This is a genomic window from Corynebacterium sp. (assembly GCF_012837295.1).
GTDB lineage: Bacteria > Actinomycetota > Actinomycetes > Mycobacteriales > Mycobacteriaceae > Corynebacterium.
Genome location: NZ_DURI01000284.1, coordinates 1 through 1,991, shown reverse-complemented (window position 1 = coordinate 1,991; position 1,991 = coordinate 1). Strand labels below are relative to the sequence as shown.

Here is a 1,991-nt window from a genome sequence, read left to right as displayed (position 1 = left end):
TGATGACCTGCTTGGTGCCCTTCTCGTTCTGAGCGTCCACCTTCGCAAGGAGGTGCTCATCGACGAACGGGCCCTTCTTAAGGCTGCGTGGCATTCTCTGTTCCCTCCTTAGCGCTTCTTGTTCTTGTTGGTGCGACGGCGACGGACGATCAGCCCGTCACTCGGGCGGTTGGGCTTGCGGGTGCGGCCTTCCTTCTGGCCCCACGGCGACACCGGGTGGCGACCACCCGAGGTCTTGCCCTCGCCGCCACCGTGCGGGTGGTCGACCGGGTTCATCACGACACCGCGGACGGAGGGGCGCCAGCCCTTCCAGCGCATGCGGCCGGCCTTGCCCCAGCGGATGTTGATCTGGTCGGCGTTGCCGACCTCACCCACGGTGGCGCGGCAGCGCGCGTCGACGCGACGGATCTCGGAGGACGGCATGCGCAGGATGGCGTACTTGCCCTCCTTGCCCAGCAGCTGGATGGACGCACCCGCGGAGCGGGCGAGCTGGGCGCCGGCGCCCGGCTTCAGCTCGACGCAGTGGATGGTCGTACCGGTCGGGATGTTGCGCAGCGGCAGGTTGTTGCCCACCTTGATGTCGGCGTTGGCGCCGGACTCGACGATGGTGCCCTGCTTCAGGCCCTTCGGCGCGATGATGTAGCGCTTCTCGCCATCGAAGTAGTGCAGCAGCGCGATGTTGGCGGTGCGGTTCGGGTCGTACTCGATGTGAGCGACCTTGGCCGGCACGCCGTCCTTGCCGTTGCGGCGGAAATCGATGACGCGGTACTGGCGCTTGTGGCCACCGCCCTTGTGACGGGTGGTGATGTGGCCGTGCACGTTGCGGCCACCGGTCTTCGACAGCGGGCGCAGCAGAGACTTCTCGGGAGTCGAGCGAGTGACCTCGCTGAACTCGGAGACGGAGCTCTGGCGGCGACCCGGCGTAGTCGGCTTGTACTTGCGAATAGCCATACTTTTGCTCTTCCTTAACTTCCTCGTCGACCAGCCGTTAGGCGGCCGAACCGCCGAAGATGTCGATGGGATCGCTGCCGGCCGCGAGAGTCACGTAAGCGCGCTTGGTGGCCTTGCGCTGGCCGTAACCGGTGCGGGAGCGCTTGCGCTTGCCCTCACGGTTGACGGTGTTCACGCTGGCGACCTTCACGCCGAAGATCTCCTGGACCGCGATCTTGATCTGGGTCTTGTTGGCGTCGGTGTGGACCAGGAACGTGTAGACGTTCTGCTCCATCAGTCCGTAGGACTTCTCCGACACGACCGGGGCGATGATGATGTCACGGGGATCCGCGATGGTGGCCATTACTTCTCCTCCTCCGCACCGGTGTTGCGGGCGATGAACTCGTTGAGCGCCTGCACGGCGAACACGACGTCATCGGCCTTCAGCACGTCGTAGGTGTTGAGCTGGTCCTGCGACAGGGTGTGGACGTTCGCCAGGTTGTTGACGGACTTCCACGCCGTGACGTCCTCGCGCGGGAGGACGACCAGCACGGACTTGCGATCGGTCAGACGCTCGATGAAGGTGCGCGCCGACTTGGTCGACGGGGTCTGGCCGGCGACGAGCTCCTCGACCACGTGGATGCGGTCGTGGCGGACTCGGTCGGTCAGGGCGCCGCGCAGGGCGGCCGCCTTCATCTTCTTGGGGGTGCGCTGCGAGTAGTCGCGCGGCGTGGGGCCGTGGACGACGCCGCCGCCGGTCCAGTGCGGAGCACGGATCGAACCCTGGCGGGCGCGGCCGGTGCCCTTCTGGCGCCACGGCTTGCGGCCGCCGCCACGCACCTCGGCGCGGGTCTTGGTCTTGTGGGTGCCCTGGCGAGCCGCGGCGCGCTGGGCGACGACGACCTGATGCATCAGGGCGGTCGACACCTCGGCGTCGAAGATCTCGGCCGGGAGTTCCACGGAGCCGTTCACGCCACCGTCGGCGGTGTGGACGTCAAGCTTGAGGTTCGTCATGCGTGAGCACCACCCTTCACAGCGGTCTTGACAACCAGGAGGCCGCC

At 66.9% G+C, this 1,991-nt stretch carries 3 protein-coding genes and 1 pseudogene; all 4 read right to left on the bottom strand.

The genetic code is table 11. From position 1 onward, the window contains the following. Positions 1 to 94: pseudogene (locus GX015_RS09245) on the bottom strand (ribosomal protein S19 family protein); the annotation flags it as partial. Positions 95 to 108: 14 nt separating this feature from the next. After that, positions 109 to 951 carry a 50S ribosomal protein L2 gene (gene rplB / locus GX015_RS09240; protein ID WP_046650855.1) on the bottom strand — a complete coding sequence of 281 codons (843 nt, stop codon included), beginning with the start codon at positions 949 to 951 and terminating at the stop codon, positions 109 to 111. A gap of 37 nt (positions 952 to 988) precedes the next feature. Then, entirely contained in the window at positions 989 to 1,294 is a 306-nt protein-coding gene (gene rplW / locus GX015_RS09235; protein ID WP_060925527.1) for a 50S ribosomal protein L23, read from the bottom strand. Continuing rightward, positions 1,294 to 1,944: a 50S ribosomal protein L4 gene (rplD, locus tag GX015_RS09230; RefSeq protein ID WP_291344578.1), complete on the bottom strand. Its 651-nt coding sequence runs from the start codon at positions 1,942 to 1,944 to the stop codon at positions 1,294 to 1,296. Before rplD ends, rplW begins: the two co-directional genes overlap by 1 nt. Positions 1,945 to 1,991 lie beyond the last annotated feature (47 nt).